The organism is Providencia sp. PROV189, from assembly GCF_028480065.1.
In the GTDB taxonomy this organism is placed as follows: Bacteria; Pseudomonadota; Gammaproteobacteria; order Enterobacterales; family Enterobacteriaceae; genus Providencia; species Providencia stuartii.
Map to the genome: position 1 here is coordinate 58,185 of NZ_JAMPOG010000021.1, position 14,428 is coordinate 72,612.

Genomic DNA, 14,428 nt, shown 5'->3' on the forward strand with positions numbered 1-14,428 from the left:
ATGACTTACAACCGGAAACCTTCCCCTAAATATACCCGTTTTACTTGTTCGTTTTCTAGGATCATTTCAGGTGTGCCATGAGCAATTAAGTGCCCTTGACTGACAATATAGGCTCTTTCACAAACATCGAGCGTTTCACGTACGTTATGGTCAGTGATGAGTACTCCTAAGCCATAATCACGTAAATGTTGGATAATTTTTTTAATATCTAATACCGAAATCGGGTCAACACCTGCAAACGGTTCATCTAATAGAATAAATTTCGGGTTTGCTGCTAATGCACGAGCAATCTCTACGCGGCGACGTTCCCCACCAGACAACGATTGGCCAATGCTATCACGCAAATGGGTAATGCTAAATTCTTCCATTAACTCTTCTGCACGCTCTTTGCGTTGCTCAGTGTTGAGGTCATGGCGTATTTCTAGCACTGCCATTAGATTATCATAAACACTCAAACGACGGAAAATCGACGCCTCTTGAGGAAGATAGCCAATACCACGGCGCGCACGTTCATGAAGCGGAAGGAGACTAATATCTTCACCATCAATGGTAATTTTGCCTGCATCCCGCTGGACGATGCCGACGACCATATAAAAGGTGGTCGTTTTTCCCGCACCATTAGGGCCTAAAAGACCAACAATTTCGCCAGATTTCACCTCAAGGCTAACATCTTCAACGACCTTGCGTTTTTTATAGGCTTTTGCCAGATTCTCTGCGGTTAATGTCGCCATAACGATTATTTACTCTTTCCGTTGTTTGCCGCTGGGCCTTTTTCTTGTAGCTGTGATGGCAATAATACTGTCGTGACACGTTTCCCTTTGTCACTAAACGCTTCCATTTGCTGCGTTGGCACGATATAGGTGATCTTATCACCTTTAATATTACTGTCTAACTGCTCAAGATAAGCATTGCCAGTTAATGTGAGGAGCTCTTTATCCACCTCATAGCGTGCTTTTGACGCTCGGCCTTTAATTGGCTTACCATCATCTTGTAATTGATAGAAGGTCACTGGGTTACCAAACGCTTCTATCGTAATTTTATCTGAATTACTGCTAGGGCGCGTCACAACCACCTTATTTGCTCGGATATCAATAGAGCCTTGCTTAATAACGACATCATCAGTAAATGTGGTGACATTTTTTTCTAAATCAAGGGATTGCTTGACTGAATTAATCGTCATTGGCTGTTGCGTGTCAGTTTTTAATGCAGAAGCTGGTACGCTAAGAGCAAAAATTGCGCTGGCAACGGCTCCTTGAATAAAACGCTTTTTATTTACTTGATTCATTTTTTTGCTCTTCTTTTTGTAGCACGTAATGTGTTTTTACATCTTCAATTAACTCTGCGGTTCTTGAGCGCAGGTTACCGCGCATTTTTAGACCGGTAGAATTAAGGCCTTGCCCGATAATAGTGACTTTGTCATCTGATGAAACATCTTGTGTTATCAGGTTAACGACGGCACTTTGGGTTGAAATCCGTTGGATTTGGGAATCCGGGCTTAAACTATCGGCCTGTACATCGTTATACAGATAGAGCACTCTATCATTTGTTAACTTGGCTTTTAGCGCCCGTACAGTCCAAGTGGGTACACCGACTTCGTTGTATGTTGTTAAAACAGGGTTAGCAAACCAAGTGATTTTTTCAGCCGTATAATTATCAATTTTATCTGATACTAATTTATAGGCCAAATCACCCGCTGGATTATAGACAAATGTCACTGAATCATCGGTTTGATAATTAGGTTGGCTGTTATCAAGGACACTGTTTGTGGGCGTGTCTGTGTCAAGACCGGCAAGGTTCCAGCCGATCAGACCAAGTGCTATCAATGATAACAGGATAATTAACCACTTTTTAGCGTTACTCATGGGTGTCTTTATTCTTTAAATCGATAAGCCTTTAGCTTCTTCCAGTTTATTTTGCGCTAGAAGGATGAGGTCGCAAAGTTCACGTACCGCCCCTTTACCCCCACCAAGACGTGTGACGTAATCTGCCTTTGGTAGTAATAATGGATGTGCATCAGCAACCGCTGCCGATAGCCCAACTTTTGCCATAACAGGCCAATCAATAAGGTCATCCCCAATATAGGCCGCTTCTTCTTCTGTTATCTTCAGTGTATCTAACAGTTCATGATACGCCAAAAGCTTATCGCTTTGACCTTGGTAAAGATATGTAATCCCTAATGTCTTCGCGCGATCTTCAAGCAATTTGGCTTTTCGACCGGTGATAATCGCCACTTCGATACTAGAGGTGAGTAAGCAGCGAATACCGTATCCATCACGGACATTGAAGGCTTTGAGTTCTTCGCCGTTATTACCCATATAAATCAGTCCGTCAGACATAACACCATCGACATCACAGATTAATAATTTAACTTTAGCGGCTTTCTGCAATACTGTCTCGGCGACTGGGCCATAACAGGTATCCTGATAGTGCGGATCCATAATCATTCCTTTTTATACCACGCCTGCTTGTAAGAGGTCGTGCATATGCAAGACACCCACTAATTTATTACCTTCAGCAACCATTAACGAAGTAATATGTTTAGACTGCATTAGGTTGAGTGCTTCTACTGCTAGCATATTCTGTGACACTCTAATTCCACCACGGGTCATTACATCGGCGATTTTGGCATTATTAAGATCGATGCCCATGTCGAAAATACGACGCAAATCACCGTCGGTAAAAATACCAGCAATATTCATTTCGTCATCACAAATAACCGTCATACCCAATTTTTTGCGAGTAATCTCAATTAAAGCTTCACGTAACGTTGCTGTTTGAGGAATATGCGGAATATCATCGCCAACGTTCATTAAATCACGAACTAGTAGTAAAAGTTTGCGCCCTAGTGCGCCACCTGGGTGGGAAAGGGCGAAATCTTCTGGCGTAAAGCCTCTTGCCGTCAGTAGCGCAATAGCTAAAGCATCCCCCATTACCAGCGTTGCTGTTGTACTGGTGGTTGGTGCAAGTCCCAGTGGGCAAGCTTCTTTTGGTACTTTGATGCATAGATGGATATCTGCATATTTGCCCATACTGCTATTGGGATTATTGGTCATACAGATCAGCGGAACTTTAATTCGCTTTAAAACAGGCAGCAGCGCAAGGATCTCACTTGACTCTCCTGAATTAGAAATCGCCAATACAATATCTTTATTGGTGATCATCCCTAAGTCACCATGGCTGGCTTCTCCGGGGTGAACAAAGAAAGAAGGGGTACCTGTGCTGGCTAATGTTGCTGCAATTTTTCGCCCAATATGTCCCGATTTCCCCATGCCCATCACAACAACCTTCCCTTGGCAGGCAAAAATGCGCTGGCAAGCGTGAGTAAAGTCATCGTTGATATATTGTTCTAAGTTTTTTAGGCCTTCACTTTCGATATGGAGAACTTCTTTGCCTACTTGCTGAAAATCGATGTTTGACATTTTCTGTTCCATGCGTAGCTTTTCAGTTAATCGGATTAGCGAGCGCGAATTGTATAACGAATACTTACTATCAGTAAGTGCTTTGTCAAATTAGTCGAATATTCATTGTACTTTAATGAATACTAACGGTGTTGTGATTAACAAAAACTTAAGTCAAAGAGCGCTTTGCATTTATTAGCATCATAAACCAAATAAAAGATGATAAACTTTAGTATTCTCAAACGATAACAAATTTTTAAAGTCTAAGAGCTATCTGCTTTAATTGCGTAAAAATCTGGTTAACTATAAGTCGTTGAACTGTTTTATGTTCCTTTTAGTTATATAAATACACATTTTGAACATCAACAGACATATTTCGAACGTTATAATACTATAAATACAATCAGATGCGATATTAGACGATTTTCGGTTTATCTTTCTGTAAGATCGTGCTCTTGGTGCGTCTAAAAGACAAAATTCATGGTGTAATGAGCTATCAAACAAATGCAAGCACAGACAGACAACTTAATTGAAGTACGTAACATGTCTTTTACCCGTGGTAGTCGGAAAATATTCGAGGATATTAACCTAACCGTACCACGCGGTAAGATAACGGCAATTATGGGGCCTTCAGGGATTGGTAAAACCACCTTATTACGTCTCATTGGTGGTCAGTTACGCCCAGAACAAGGTGAAATTTGGTTTGATGGTGATAATATTCCAGCGTTATCACGTTCAAAATTGTACCAGTCGCGTAAAAAGATGAGCATGCTTTTCCAGTCTGGTGCGCTGTTTACGGATATGAATGTGTTCAATAACGTCGCATTTCCGCTGCGTGAACATACCAACTTACCTGAGTCATTGATCCACACAACGGTGATGATGAAACTAGAGGCGGTTGGTTTGCGTGGTGCTGCGAAATTGATGCCTTCAGAGTTATCAGGCGGGATGGCAAGACGAGCTGCACTAGCTCGAGCGATTGCACTTGATCCTGAACTGATCATGTTTGATGAGCCTTTCGTTGGGCAAGACCCCATTACGATGGGAGTTTTGGTCAAATTGATTGATGAGCTTAATCAGGCGTTAGGCGTGACTTGTGTTGTGGTTTCTCATGATGTTCCTGAAGTACTGAGCATTGCGGATAAAGCCTATATTGTGGCTCAGCAGCATGTGATTGCGAAAGGAACGGGGGATGAACTACGTAACAACCAAGACCCGCGTGTTAGGCAGTTTTTAGATGGTATTGCTGACGGGCCTGTACCGTTCCGTTTCCCCGCCAATGATTATCTGGCTGATTTATTAGGGTAAAATAAGATGATAGTAGAGGCAATTGCTGCCCTCGGACGTCGGTGGATTGAAATTTTTTCGGCCTTTGGGCGAGCGGGTTATATGCTATTTCGCTCATTAATTGGGAAACCTGAGTTTTCCAAGCAGTGGCCATTATTAATTAAGCAGTTATATGCTGTTGGTGTGCAATCACTCTTGATTGTCGCTGTCTCAGGGCTATTTATTGGTATGGTGCTTGGGTTACAGGGCTATTTAGTTCTGACAACGTTTAGCGCAGAAGCCAGCCTTGGTATGATGGTGGCACTATCTTTGTTGCGTGAACTTGGTCCGGTTGTGACAGCCCTTTTGTTTGCAGGGCGGGCAGGCTCTGCATTGACGGCTGAAATTGGCTTAATGAAAGCAACAGAACAAATTTCTAGCCTTGAAATGATGGCGGTGGATCCTCTTCGTCGAGTGATAGCACCGCGTTTTTGGGCTGGTTTTATTAGCATGCCATTGCTATCACTGATATTTGTTGCAGTAGGTATCCTAGGTGGTGCATTGGTTGGCGTTGATTGGAAAGGGATTGATGAAGGGTTCTTTTGGGCCTCAATGCAATCCTCCGTTGATTGGCGGATGGACATTGTAAATTGCTTTATCAAGAGCTTAGTGTTTGCCATAACGGTGACTTGGATTGCGTTGTTCAACGGCTATGACGCTATCCCAACATCGGAAGGGATTAGCCAAGCGACAACACGAACCGTGGTCCATGCATCGTTAGCGGTTCTTGGTCTAGATTTTGTACTTACAGCACTGATGTTTGGGAACTAAGTCATGCAAAGTAAAAAAAGTGAAGTATGGGTAGGTTGTTTTATATTGCTAGCGATTGCGGCAATTATTTTTCTGTGCCTAAAAGTGGCGGATATAAAATCGCTCGGTAGCCAATCGACTTATCAGATTTCGGCCTCTTTTGAAAATATTGGTGGCTTAAAAGAAGGTTCCCCAGTGAAAGTGGGGGGCGTTGTGATTGGGCGCGTTGCTAGCATTACGCTTAACAAAGAGACCTATGTGCCTGATGTTAAAATTGACCTACTAAGTGAATATAATAATATTCCTGATACCAGCTCATTATCTATTCGTACTTCCGGCTTACTCGGTGAGCAATATATTGCGATGAATATCGGGCCCTATGGTGAAGGTCTCGATGCAGAATTATTGAAAGATGGTGGACGTATTGAAGATACCAAACCTGCGATGGTTTTAGAGGATTTGATAGGTCAATTCTTGTATAAGAGCGGCGATAGCCAAGGCGCTGAATCTCAACCTGCTCCTGCTGCTAATTGATTCGATGTTAAGACGAATTTAGAAGGAATAACTTATGTTTAAGCGCTTAATGATGATAGCAATGTTAGCGATTGCACCATTTGCAATGGCGATAGATCAAACCAACCCGTATAAGCTGATGGATGAAGCGGCTGAAAAAACCTTTACCCGTTTAAAGAATGAGCAGCCGCAAATTCGTAAAGACCCTAACTACCTGAGAACTATTGTTCGTGAAGAATTATTGCCATATGTACAAATTAAATATGCAGGGGCTTTAGTCTTAGGCACTTACTACAAGAACGCGACGCCTGCGCAGCGTGACGCTTACTTTACTGCTTTCGAAGCGTATCTTGAGCAAGTTTATGGTCAAGCACTCGCGATGTACCATGGTCAAACTTATCAGATAGCACCAGAGCAACCTATTGGGAATAAAAACATTGTTGCTATTCGAGTCACCATCATAGATCCAAATGGCCGTCCACCAGTACGCCTTGATTTCCAATGGCGCAAAAACAGTAAAACAGGTAACTGGCAGGCCTATGATATGATTGCAGAGGGCGTCAGTATGATCACGACTAAACAAAACGAATGGGGTGATATCCTGCGTAAACAAGGCATTGATGGCTTAACAAAACAGTTAGAAATCAGTGCGAAAGCACCTATTACGCTGGAAGAGAAATAGTCAAATGAGTCATGATCTTACGTGGGAAAAGTCATCATCGGCATTGTTACTGTCCGGCACATTAGGCCGAGACTCTTTGCTGGTGTTCTGGGAAAAGCGAAAATCATTACTTGCTGAGGTTGAGCAAATCGATGTTTCGGGCTTGGAACACGTTGATTCAACAGGGCTAGCAATGCTAGTGCGCCTAAAAGGCGAATTGGCAACAGAAAAACGCTCACTGAAGATAGTCGGTATGAGTGATAATCTAACAACCTTGATGGAGCTTTATGGTGTTAAGTCATTATTGCTAAGTTAAGGTCAGTTTGTGTAAAGAAAGGCGCCTCTGCGTGTTTTTGTGCACCAGAGGCGTTTTCTTTGGTTTAAGAATTGTGACGGATCCTTTAGGATAGACGTCTATTTATACCCGTAACCAATGATTATAAAATTGAGTCATATATGGAACCCAACGAAATAAAACAAGTATTGATGGATAAGCTATCTCTGGATGAGGTAATTGTTAATGGTGATGGCAGCCACTTTCAGGTTATTGCCGTCGGTGCCATGTTTGAAAATATGAGCAGAGTCAAACAGCAACAAGCTGTTTATGCCCCTTTAATGGAGTATATCGCGGATAATCGTATTCATGCGCTTTCAATAAAAGCATATACCCCAGCAGAGTGGGCTCGCGACCGCAAGCTAAACGGTTTTTGATAAAAAATCCGCGAACAGTATTTAAAATCTATACTCCAAATATTTCACGTTGCCTGTTGTCGCTCAATAAAAGGAAGTTCTAGCAAGCCACTGGACCAAGGAAGTCGATTACATCCGCAACTTGAAGTATGGCGAGTGTGAATACGAGAGTAACCGAATGGATAAATTTTTAGTTAAAGGGCCTACCCGCTTAGAAGGTGAGGTAACAATTTCTGGTGCGAAAAATGCCGCATTACCAATTCTGTTCGCTGCGCTGTTGGCTGAAGAGCCGGTAGAGATCCAAAATGTACCTAAGCTTAGGGATATCGATACAACGATTAAGCTGCTGAATCAACTCGGAACGAAAGTTGAACGTAATGGTTCCATTTATGTTGATGCCAGAAATGTCACTGAATACTGTGCACCTTATGATCTGGTCAAAACCATGCGTGCTTCCATTTGGGCTCTCGCACCGCTAGTCGCTCGTTTTGGTCACGGGGAAGTTTCTTTACCGGGAGGCTGCGCGATTGGCGCTCGTCCTGTTGACCTACATATCTCAGGCTTAGAGCAGCTCGGCGCGCACATTATCCTAGAAGACGGCTATGTGAAAGCGACGGTTGATGGGCGTTTAAAAGGCGCTTGTATTGTCATGGATAAAGTGAGTGTTGGCGCTACGGTGACTATTATGACCGCGGCAACATTAGCTGAGGGCACGACAACTATTGAGAATGCCGCTCGCGAGCCAGAAATTGAAGATACGGCTAATTTCTTAAATACATTAGGTGCCAAAATTACCGGTGCTGGTACTGACCGCATTGTTATTGAAGGGGTTGAGCGCCTAGGTGGTGGTACCTATCGTGTACTGCCTGATCGTATTGAAACAGGTACTTTCCTTATTGCAGCAGCAGTTTCAAAAGGGAAAGTGGTTTGCCGTAACGCTCGTCCAGATACACTAGATGCCGTTTTGGCGAAGCTGCGCGAAGCAGGTGCTAAAATTGAGGTGGGCGAAGATTGGATCAGTCTTGATATGCAAGGCAAACGCCCTAAAGCGGTTACTTTGCGTACTGCACCGCATCCTGGCTTCCCAACAGATATGCAGGCTCAATTTAGCCTATTGAATTTAGTGGCTGAGGGTGCAGGGATGATCACAGAAACAATTTTTGAAAATCGTTTCATGCATATTCCTGAATTAATTCGTATGGGCGCGCATGCTGAAATCGAAAGTAATACTGTGTTATGCCATGGTGTGGAAAAGCTAACTGGAGCACAAGTCATGGCGACAGATTTGCGTGCATCAGCAAGCTTAGTCATTGCAGGTTGTATCGCGGAAGGTACTACAACGGTTGATCGTATCTATCATATCGACCGCGGATATGAGCATATTGAAGATAAGCTGCGTGGTTTAGGCGCGAATATCGAACGGATCAAATCTGACGATTAATTCGTGGATGAGAGCGATAAGATAAACATAAAAAGTTGTTCAAATTGAACAACTTTTTTTTGTATTGCTGTGGGGGAGACTCTCAGAAAATAGCCTAGCCCGCTTGCCCTTCAGGTATCTCTTCGATGATCACATCGACATCTTTTACTTCACCATCACGTAAGATTTTTACTGGTACTTTGCTACCGGGGCGGATCTCTGCCACTAAGTCCATCGTTTCAGCGGCTGATATTGCAGGCTTATTATCGACGGATAAAATAATATCCCCTTGGAGAATGCCGGATTTAGCCGCTGGGCCATTGGGAGCAACTTGGAAAACGCGCAAACCTTTAATCTGATCGATATTGTTGTTGTTGGTTCTAATTTGCGGTAATTCACGTGCGGTGATCCCAATATAACCTCGGATCACACGCCCATCACGGATCAGTTTTTCCATAATTTTTGTAGCCAGTGCTGTTGGGATAGCAAAACTTAGGCCTTCTGAACTAACCCCTTGGCCTGCACTGAACGAAAGCGTGTTAATACCGACAAGCTCTCCTTCGCTATTAATCAAAGCTCCCCCTGAATTACCTGAATTAATCGATGCATCGGTTTGTAAAAAATTTTGCCTCCGAGTGGAGCTTAACCCTACACGACCTGTTGCACTGATAATCCCTTGGGTGACGGTTTGACCAATATTATATGGGTTGCCGATAGCGAGCACGACATCGCCTACATGGGTGACGCGGAATTTATTAATTGGGATAACGGGAAGATTTTCTGCATCAATTTTTAGTACAGCTAAATCAGTCAGAGCATCTGAGCCAACTAATAGCGCATCAAAAATAGAGCCATCCTGTAAGGCGACTAAGATTTGATCAGGGTTATCAACCACATGCTTATTGGTGATGATATAGCCATTTGAACTCATGATCACACCCGAGCCAAGTGATTTCAATTCGCGGCCTGATTGAGAAAAACTGCCTTTTGAGCTGCTATAAACATAAACAACGGCTGGAGCGGCTTTACGCACAGCCTTATTATAACTGACAGGTTCGCTATCTATTTTACCATAAAGCAAATCTGCTAAGCCTTGAGGACGTAGGGAAGGAACCGCAACGATAATAATCATAGCGATTAATAGGCCTAGCATTGCTGCCCAGATAAGCTTTTTCACCATAAGATATCGAATTATTCAGGTTGTTGATGTTAATAAAGGGAACTTGAGCATAACATAAAAAAACAGGCACAGCAGTTTGTCCTGTACCTGTTTTGATCTTTTACAACAATTTTGTGTAACGCTCTAAATATTTCGAGTTAAAGGAAGCCATATGTAACTGACAGTCACTCGAAGTACAGAGGGCTAATTAGTTTTTCATCAACAGATATAAGGTTTCACCACCACGCAGAACCTTCATAGCAAGTACTGGTGGTTTAGCATCAATGACTTTACGGAACTGTTCGATGGTTTCGACACGAACATCGTTTACACCGTAAATGAGGTCACCTTTCACTAAACCGACAGCCGCTGCTGGTGATTTAGGTGTTACGTTATCGATCTGTACACCTTTGGTGTTATTAACTGTTGCGTTAGATAATGTTGCACCAAGTAATGATTCACTCAGTTTTTCCGCTTTAGTGGCTTCGCCTTCATTGTTTTCTAAAACCACTTTAACATCCATTGGTTTTCCTGAACGGATCAAACCAATCGTGATCTCTTTACCAATCTGGCTAGTACCAATTTTGGCTCTCAGCTCAGCAAAGCTGTTGATACGTTTACCATCAACAGACACGAGGACGTCGCCTGATTTAATGCCTGCTTTTGCGGCAGAAGATTTAGGCAGAACTTCACTGACGAATGCGCCGCGTTGAGCATCGATATTAAAGGCTTTAGCAATATCTGAATTCATTTCGGTGCCTTTAATACCCAAAATACCGCGTCTTACTTCACCGTGCTTAATTAACTGCTCACTGAGGTTTTTCGCCATATTACTTGGGATAGCGAAGCCGATACCGATGTTACCACCGCCTGGAGCTAAGATTGCGGTATTGATACCAATCAATTCACCGTTTAAGTTAACCAGAGCACCACCGGAGTTACCGCGGTTGATAGAAGCATCGGTTTGGATAAAGTTTTCTAACCCTTCAAGGTTTAGACCACTACGACCCAGTGCCGAAATGATACCTGAAGTTGCTGTTTGCCCTAAACCAAATGGGTTACCAACGGCAACGGCAAAGTCACCAACACGGAGTTTATCTGAATCTGCCATGCTAACGGCGGTAAGGTTTTTGATATCTTTCGCATTGGTGATTTTCAGTAACGCAATATCGGTTTGCGCGTCTTTACCAATGAGTTTGACATCAATTTCACGCCCATCATTCAGTTGGATTTGGATCTTATCCGCGCCATCAATCACGTGATTATTCGTTAAAATGTAGCCTTGTTGTGCGTCAATAATAACGCCAGAGCCTAAGCCCTCAAATGGCCTAACACTTTGTTGTTGTGAAGGGATATTTGGGCCAAAGAAGAATTTTAATTCTTCTGGGATCTGCTGATTTTGAACGCGCGTACCAGAAACATGGATATTCACCACCGCTGGCAGTACTTTTTCAAGCATAGGTGCCAAGCTTGGCATATTTTGGCTTTGTGCCGTTGCTGGTAATGTCGCAGGCAAAGCAGCACTGCTAATTGAAGGTAAAATTGAAAGGGATAACCCTAGGCTCATTGCGACTGCAGTGAGAAAGAAATTTTTTCTTTTCATCATTCCGTAGATTCTCTCAAGAATAAAATTTATCAGGTTGTAGCCTTGCTACACCAATCAGGATATTTTTCTCATATCAGATTTGATTTTACTGATAACTATGACCATGGATTATGCGCAAAAGTTCATACAACGGGTAGCGGTTATCCATTATTTTACATCTATTTACATGTATTGTAGATGAGGACTTAATTTCTATACAGTTTTGAAATAAAAAGAAATATTTAATATGAAACGATATATTGTGAAATAGAGTTAACTGATTAATTTACAGCAGCAAACTCGTTGGTTTAGTGTAAATAGAAAATGATATTTGGTATCCACCAGCAAATTGCTTTGCTGGTGGTTCGACTCGTTATATTTTAAGTTGCAGCTTGCTGGATGAAGCTATTGTTCGCGCGCTGCCCCTCAAATACTTTAGAGCATAAATGAATAATTACTTCTCTTTTTCGTCAATAGGACGGAATAACCCTGATGCCCCATCGGAATAATCTCTTGGTGGCATTTTGACGGGTGCTTGGTCATTATCCGCTTCTGATTCTGTTAAGCGATAATTGAACGGGTTATCTTGCGCTGGCATATCTGGCATTAACTCAGATGAGCTTTGAGCCATATGCTGATATAGCTGACGATAATCACGAGCCATATTATCAAGTAATTCTGCACTGCGAGCAAAATGACCGACTAGCTCCTTACGGTACTCTTCTAGCTCAGTGTTTTTCTTGTCTAATTCAGCTTGTGCTGTTTTTTGTTGACGAAGTTTTGGGTTCCCATAACGGACAACTAATGCGCCGATGATGAAACCAATAACTAATCCAATTAGTGCATACTCCCAGGTCATGCTGACTCCTTCGTTTACTTCACTGTTCGCAGAAATTAAGCTTGGCTACCTATAACTATACCTGTTAATCACTAAAGAGTGGAATACTAAGGTGAAATTCCTTACTCTATTTAGCATTCGTTAACTAGACGTTAAATAATAAATGAATCTGGTTATAATAAGGGCAGTGTATACCATATAACGGTAAAAAAACCGAAAATTTTTTAAGGATTATTCAGTTAATGTCGCCGATGTCTCCTACTATGCGTTATCAGCAGGCTCTTGCTGAAGGTCACTACCAGCCTGATGACGTACAAAAACGTGCTGTAGAGCGTTTAGATGAAATTTATCAGCAACTGATCGCGTCATCCTCTTCAAATGAACAAAAGGAAAAGCCTTCTGGGTTGAAAATGCGCTTAGAACGTCTACTAGGCAAAAAGCATGCTGCTGTGACTGAACCTGTACAAGGGTTATACATGTGGGGGGGAGTTGGTCGAGGTAAAACTTGGCTTATGGATATGTTTTATGAAAGTTTACCGGGAAACCGGAAACTTCGTTTGCATTTTCATCGGTTTATGAAAAAAGTCCAAGAAGACTTGATGGCTCTGCAAGGTCAAGAAAACCCGCTAGATATTATTGCTGATGATTTTAAAAAACAGACGGATGTCCTTTGTTTTGACGAGTTTTTTGTCTCTGATATCACGGATGCGATGATTTTAGGCACATTGCTTGAGGGGCTATTTGCCCGAGGCATCACGCTTATTGCGACATCCAATATTATCCCTGATGAGCTGTATCGTAATGGTCTGCAACGCGCTCGTTTTCTACCTGCAATTGAACAAATTAAAAAATATTGCGAAGTGATGAATGTTGATGCTGGGGTTGATTATCGGCTAAGAACATTAACTCAGGCTCATCTTTTCCTCTCTCCAATAAATGAAGAAAATCGCCAGCATCTCAATGAAATTTTCGTGAAGCTGGCAGGTAAGCGAGGCGAACAACAACCTGTATTAGAAGTGAATCATCGCAAAATGCAGGCTATCAGCAGCGCAGAAGGGGTACTTGCGATTGGTTTTAAAGCATTGTGTGATGAGCCTCGTAGCCAAAATGACTATATTTATCTAGCCAATTGTTATCACACTGTCATTTTATATGATGTGCCAGCGTTAGATTCCAAACAAGAAAATGCAGCACGGCGATTTTTGGCGTTAGTGGATGAGTTTTATGAGCGTAAGGTTAAATTGATCATTAACGCACAGGTGCCGATGGAATCGCTGTACCAAGGTAATTTATTAGCCTTTGAATATCAGCGCTGCCTTTCTCGTTTACAGGAAATGCAAAGCGAAGAGTATTTAAAGATCCCGCATTTGGCTTAAGTCGATTAAATGCAGGCATGCTATTCGCACAAAAAAGACGCAGTTCACCGCGTGGTGAAAAAAAATGTGTTTTGGGGTCGATTTTTATTGCTGACTTCTCTATAATCTTGCGACCCCACGTTACAGCGATATTTTCTTATTTCCCAAGAAATATCGCATAATGCCGGCTAGGCTGCTCGAAGGGGTAGGTTTGCTGGACAAGAGTCGTGTGAACCTCACAAAGCTTATGAACATGAGTGTTCACCAACGTGTAACTTCAATATTGGGTAAGTTTTAATGAAAACTTTTACAGCTAAACCAGAGACCGTAAAACGCGACTGGTACGTTGTTGATGCAGATGGCAAAACTTTAGGTCGTCTTGCAACTGAATTGGCTCGCCGTCTGCGCGGTAAGCATAAAGCGGAATATACTCCGCACGTGGATACTGGTGATTATATCATCGTTCTGAATGCAGAAAAAATTGCTGTTACCGGCAATAAGCGCGAAGACAAAATCTACTATCGCCACACAGGCCATGTAGGTGGAATTAAGCAAGCGACTTTCGAAGAAATGATTGCTCGCAGTCCTGAGCGTGTGATTGAAATCGCGGTTAAAGGCATGTTGCCAAAAGGGCCTCTGGGTCGTGCAATGTACCGTAAACTGAAAGTTTACGCAGGTAACGAGCACAACCACGCGGCACAACAACCGCAAGTTCTTGACATTTAATCGGGAT

General features: G+C 42.5%; 17 protein-coding genes. 9 read left to right on the top strand and 8 right to left on the bottom strand.

Annotation, left to right across the window (positions count from 1 at the left end):
- Positions 1–5: 5 nt before the first annotated feature.
- The 5 genes from lptB to kdsD are packed head-to-tail and all read right to left on the bottom strand — an operon-like array spanning position 6 to position 3,419.
- The gene (gene lptB, locus PR833_RS13225; RefSeq protein ID WP_004925481.1) at positions 6–731 is read right to left on the bottom strand and encodes an LPS export ABC transporter ATP-binding protein; all 726 of its coding nucleotides are present in this window, start codon (positions 729–731) and stop codon (positions 6–8) included.
- A 5-nt stretch (positions 732–736) separates the two neighbouring features.
- Positions 737–1,285 (bottom strand): lipopolysaccharide ABC transporter substrate-binding protein LptA, encoded by a 549-nt coding sequence (gene lptA, locus PR833_RS13230; protein ID WP_004925478.1) that lies wholly within the window; start codon positions 1,283–1,285, stop codon positions 737–739.
- Positions 1,269–1,862, bottom strand: coding sequence for an LPS export ABC transporter periplasmic protein LptC (gene lptC / locus PR833_RS13235; RefSeq protein ID WP_004925475.1), 594 nt, complete (start codon positions 1,860–1,862; stop codon positions 1,269–1,271). Before lptC ends, lptA begins: the two co-directional genes overlap by 17 nt.
- A 15-nt stretch (positions 1,863–1,877) precedes the next feature.
- Positions 1,878–2,438, bottom strand: coding sequence for a 3-deoxy-manno-octulosonate-8-phosphatase KdsC (kdsC, locus tag PR833_RS13240; RefSeq protein WP_272526205.1), 561 nt, complete (start codon positions 2,436–2,438; stop codon positions 1,878–1,880).
- Between the two features lie 12 nt (positions 2,439–2,450).
- Positions 2,451–3,419 carry an arabinose-5-phosphate isomerase KdsD gene (gene kdsD / locus PR833_RS13245; RefSeq protein ID WP_014657575.1) on the bottom strand — a complete coding sequence of 323 codons (969 nt, stop codon included), beginning with the start codon at positions 3,417–3,419 and terminating at the stop codon, positions 2,451–2,453.
- Positions 3,420–3,902: 483 nt separating this feature from the next.
- Here kdsD and mlaF point away from each other — a divergent pair, with 483 nt between their 5' ends.
- The 7 genes from mlaF to murA all read left to right on the top strand — a co-directional run bounded on the left by mlaF (position 3,903) and on the right by murA (position 8,779).
- Entirely contained in the window at positions 3,903–4,706 is an 804-nt protein-coding gene (gene mlaF, locus PR833_RS13250; RefSeq protein WP_004925466.1) for a phospholipid ABC transporter ATP-binding protein MlaF, read from the top strand.
- 6 nt (positions 4,707–4,712) lie between these two features.
- Positions 4,713–5,495: a lipid asymmetry maintenance ABC transporter permease subunit MlaE gene (gene mlaE / locus PR833_RS13255; RefSeq protein WP_004925463.1), complete on the top strand. Its 783-nt coding sequence runs from the start codon at positions 4,713–4,715 to the stop codon at positions 5,493–5,495.
- A 3-nt stretch (positions 5,496–5,498) separates the two neighbouring features.
- A complete protein-coding gene (gene mlaD, locus PR833_RS13260; RefSeq protein WP_004925461.1) occupies positions 5,499–6,008 on the top strand; it encodes an outer membrane lipid asymmetry maintenance protein MlaD in 510 nt (169 codons plus the stop codon).
- 34 nt (positions 6,009–6,042) lie between these two features.
- On the top strand, positions 6,043–6,669 hold the full coding sequence (mlaC, locus tag PR833_RS13265) for a phospholipid-binding protein MlaC (protein WP_004925458.1): 627 nt from the start codon (positions 6,043–6,045) through the stop codon (positions 6,667–6,669).
- Positions 6,670–6,673: 4 nt separating this feature from the next.
- Positions 6,674–6,964: a lipid asymmetry maintenance protein MlaB gene (gene mlaB / locus PR833_RS13270; RefSeq protein WP_004925456.1), complete on the top strand. Its 291-nt coding sequence runs from the start codon at positions 6,674–6,676 to the stop codon at positions 6,962–6,964.
- Positions 6,965–7,104: 140 nt separating this feature from the next.
- On the top strand, positions 7,105–7,359 hold the full coding sequence (gene ibaG, locus PR833_RS13275) for a BolA family iron metabolism protein IbaG (protein WP_004925453.1): 255 nt from the start codon (positions 7,105–7,107) through the stop codon (positions 7,357–7,359).
- Between the two features lie 157 nt (positions 7,360–7,516).
- Entirely contained in the window at positions 7,517–8,779 is a 1,263-nt protein-coding gene (gene murA, locus PR833_RS13280; RefSeq protein ID WP_004925449.1) for a UDP-N-acetylglucosamine 1-carboxyvinyltransferase, read from the top strand.
- A gap of 94 nt (positions 8,780–8,873) precedes the next feature.
- On the opposite strand, the gene degS is transcribed toward murA, so the two are convergent.
- The 3 genes from degS to zapG form a co-directional block, all read right to left on the bottom strand.
- Positions 8,874–9,938: an outer membrane-stress sensor serine endopeptidase DegS gene (degS, locus tag PR833_RS13285; RefSeq protein WP_004925447.1), complete on the bottom strand. Its 1,065-nt coding sequence runs from the start codon at positions 9,936–9,938 to the stop codon at positions 8,874–8,876.
- A 187-nt stretch (positions 9,939–10,125) separates the two neighbouring features.
- Positions 10,126–11,520 (bottom strand): Do family serine endopeptidase, encoded by a 1,395-nt coding sequence (locus PR833_RS13290; protein ID WP_164457004.1) that lies wholly within the window; start codon positions 11,518–11,520, stop codon positions 10,126–10,128.
- Between the two features lie 436 nt (positions 11,521–11,956).
- Positions 11,957–12,361 (bottom strand): Z-ring associated protein ZapG, encoded by a 405-nt coding sequence (gene zapG, locus PR833_RS13295; RefSeq protein ID WP_004925439.1) that lies wholly within the window; start codon positions 12,359–12,361, stop codon positions 11,957–11,959.
- Between the two features lie 221 nt (positions 12,362–12,582).
- On the opposite strand from zapG, the gene zapE reads away from it, so the two are divergent.
- Positions 12,583–13,716, top strand: coding sequence for a cell division protein ZapE (zapE, locus tag PR833_RS13300; RefSeq protein WP_272526206.1), 1,134 nt, complete (start codon positions 12,583–12,585; stop codon positions 13,714–13,716).
- 276 nt (positions 13,717–13,992) lie between these two features.
- Positions 13,993–14,421: a 50S ribosomal protein L13 gene (rplM, locus tag PR833_RS13305; RefSeq protein WP_004925433.1), complete on the top strand. Its 429-nt coding sequence runs from the start codon at positions 13,993–13,995 to the stop codon at positions 14,419–14,421.
- The last annotated feature ends 7 nt before the right edge of the window (positions 14,422–14,428 follow it).

What these genes read in the sequence shown, in the direction of transcription:
- lptB (WP_004925481.1), bottom strand. Translation starts at nt 731, where the DNA reads ATGGCGACATTAACCGCAGAGAATCTGGCAAAAGCCTATAAAAAACGC.
- lptA (WP_004925478.1), bottom strand. Translation starts at nt 1,285, where the DNA reads ATGAATCAAGTAAATAAAAAGCGTTTTATTCAAGGAGCCGTTGCCAGC.
- lptC (WP_004925475.1), bottom strand. Translation starts at nt 1,862, where the DNA reads ATGAGTAACGCTAAAAAGTGGTTAATTATCCTGTTATCATTGATAGCA.
- kdsC (WP_272526205.1), bottom strand. Translation starts at nt 2,438, where the DNA reads ATGGATCCGCACTATCAGGATACCTGTTATGGCCCAGTCGCCGAGACA.
- kdsD (WP_014657575.1), bottom strand. Translation starts at nt 3,419, where the DNA reads ATGTCAAACATCGATTTTCAGCAAGTAGGCAAAGAAGTTCTCCATATC.
- mlaF (WP_004925466.1), top strand. Translation starts at nt 3,903, where the DNA reads ATGCAAGCACAGACAGACAACTTAATTGAAGTACGTAACATGTCTTTT.
- mlaE (WP_004925463.1), top strand. Translation starts at nt 4,713, where the DNA reads ATGATAGTAGAGGCAATTGCTGCCCTCGGACGTCGGTGGATTGAAATT.
- mlaD (WP_004925461.1), top strand. Translation starts at nt 5,499, where the DNA reads ATGCAAAGTAAAAAAAGTGAAGTATGGGTAGGTTGTTTTATATTGCTA.
- mlaC (WP_004925458.1), top strand. Translation starts at nt 6,043, where the DNA reads ATGTTTAAGCGCTTAATGATGATAGCAATGTTAGCGATTGCACCATTT.
- mlaB (WP_004925456.1), top strand. Translation starts at nt 6,674, where the DNA reads ATGAGTCATGATCTTACGTGGGAAAAGTCATCATCGGCATTGTTACTG.
- ibaG (WP_004925453.1), top strand. Translation starts at nt 7,105, where the DNA reads ATGGAACCCAACGAAATAAAACAAGTATTGATGGATAAGCTATCTCTG.
- murA (WP_004925449.1), top strand. Translation starts at nt 7,517, where the DNA reads ATGGATAAATTTTTAGTTAAAGGGCCTACCCGCTTAGAAGGTGAGGTA.
- degS (WP_004925447.1), bottom strand. Translation starts at nt 9,938, where the DNA reads ATGGTGAAAAAGCTTATCTGGGCAGCAATGCTAGGCCTATTAATCGCT.
- PR833_RS13290 (WP_164457004.1), bottom strand. Translation starts at nt 11,520, where the DNA reads ATGAAAAGAAAAAATTTCTTTCTCACTGCAGTCGCAATGAGCCTAGGG.
- zapG (WP_004925439.1), bottom strand. Translation starts at nt 12,361, where the DNA reads ATGACCTGGGAGTATGCACTAATTGGATTAGTTATTGGTTTCATCATC.
- zapE (WP_272526206.1), top strand. Translation starts at nt 12,583, where the DNA reads ATGTCGCCGATGTCTCCTACTATGCGTTATCAGCAGGCTCTTGCTGAA.
- rplM (WP_004925433.1), top strand. Translation starts at nt 13,993, where the DNA reads ATGAAAACTTTTACAGCTAAACCAGAGACCGTAAAACGCGACTGGTAC.